The 1,920-nt window shown below is 69.9% G+C and carries 1 protein-coding gene; it reads right to left on the reverse strand.

Annotated features, from left to right (window positions below; all coding sequences use genetic code 11):
* Positions 1-1,920: non-ribosomal peptide synthetase (locus AC1D1G_RS44740; protein ID WP_477956891.1), on the reverse strand; the 1,920-nt coding region annotated here is incomplete at both ends.

A 1,920-nucleotide genomic window follows, 5' to 3' on the forward strand; every position in this document is an offset into this window, starting at 1 on the left:
CGGTGAGGTGGAGGGTGAGGGGGATGTTGTAGGTGGGGGTGGTGGTGTCGTATTGGTTGAGGAACCAGATGCGTTGCTGGGCTGGCGATAACGGCACGAACTCCGGTTGGGGCCCCGGAGTGGGCACCGGCAGCGGGGCGTCGTTCGAGTCGTGGTCGAGGTGGGTGGACAGGACTCGCGGTGTCCGGTCCTCGAACAAGGTCCGGACGTCGATGTGGGTATGCAGCGTCGAATTGACCCGCGCCACCACCCGGGTCGCCGTCAGCGAGTTCCCGCCCGCCTCGAAGAAGTTGTCGTCGACACCGATGTGCTCGAGCCCCAGAACGGCCGCGAATGCGTTCGCGACGGTCTCCTCGACGGGCGACGTCGGTCGGTGCGCGGAATCGGCCGGGGAGTCGAACCGGGGATCGGGCAGCGCGGCGCGATCGAGTTTGCCGACCGGRGTCAGCGGGATCCGGTCGATCGGCACGATCGCGCCGGGCACCATGTGCGCCGGAAGTCGTTCGGTGAGATAGGCAGAGAGGCGTGCCGGGTCGAGCTCCGCGGAACCGACGACATAGGAGACGAGGATCGGGTCCCCGGCGGGCCCGGTGCGGGTGAGTGTCGCGGCGTATTCCACGTCCGGGTGGGCGCCGAGGACGGCGTCGATCTCGCCGGGTTCGATGCGGAACCCGCGCACCTTCACCTGGAAGTCGGCCCGGCCGAGGTACTCGACCACCCGACCGTCGGACTCGTCGGCGATCCAGCGGACGATGTCGCCGGTCCGGTACATCCGCTCGCCCGCCGGCCCGTATGGAGCGGCGACGAAGCGTCCGGCGGTCAGCCCCGGCCTCCGGTGGTATCCGCGGGCCAGACCCGGCCCGGCGATGTACAACTCACCCGGAACACCGTCCGGGACCGGCTGCATCCGCGCATCCAGCACCACTTCCTCCGCACCGGCGATCGGGCCGCCGATCGTCACGTCGGACCCGGGTGCGAGCGGCGCGCTGATGTTGGACATCACGGTGGTTTCGGTGGGGCCGTAGCCGTTCCGCAGAGCACGGCCACGGGACCACCGGGTCACCAGACCGGGCGGACACGCTTCTCCGGCCACGAGAATTTCGCCGAACCCGTCGTATCCGTCGAGGTCGTCGGGATCGGCCGAGGCTAGCGCGGCAGTCGGGACGAAGGCATGCGTCACCCGTTCGGCGGCGACGAAGCGGGACAGTTCCGTGCCGCCGACGATGGTCGGCGGGCTGATCACCAGAGTCGCGCMACAGCCGAACGCCAGTAGATAGTCGAACACCGATCCGTCGAACGAGGGTGACGAGAAGTGGAGCACGCGCGAGTGCCGCCCCGGACCGAGGCCGGCCGCCTGCGCCGCGGCCAGCGTGGCCAGCCCGCGGTGCGGAACCACCACGCCTTTCGGGACACCGGTCGATCCGGACGTGTAGATCAGGTACGCGGGATGGTCGGGTCGCAATGGCCGGCGGCGATCGGCGTCACCGAGGGCGCCGCTCGACTGTTGTTCGACCGTCGTGATCGTCCCGGGTTCGTCCAGGACGAGCCACGGCACCGTGTCCGGGAGCCGCTCACGTTGCGGTGTCAGTGTGACGCCGAGCGCGACACCCGAATCGGCGATCATCTCGGCGATGCGTGCGGCGGGATAGCCCGGGTCGATCGGGACGAAAGCGGCCCCGGTCTTGGTGATCGCCCAGACCGCGAGGACTGACTCGAGGGACCGCGGTATCGCCATGGCAACGTAGCGTTCCGGGCCGGCGCCGTGCGTGATCAGCAGGCGTGCGAGCCGGTTCGACGCCTCGTCGAGGTCGCGGTAACTCACCGCGCGACTGGAATCCTCGAGCGCGACGGCGTCCGGATCGAGGGCTGCGGCGTCGGTGACGATCGCGGCGAGCGTGCGGGTGGCGGGTGCGGGACCGC

This window comes from Rhodococcus sp. P3_B8, assembly GCF_056402775.1.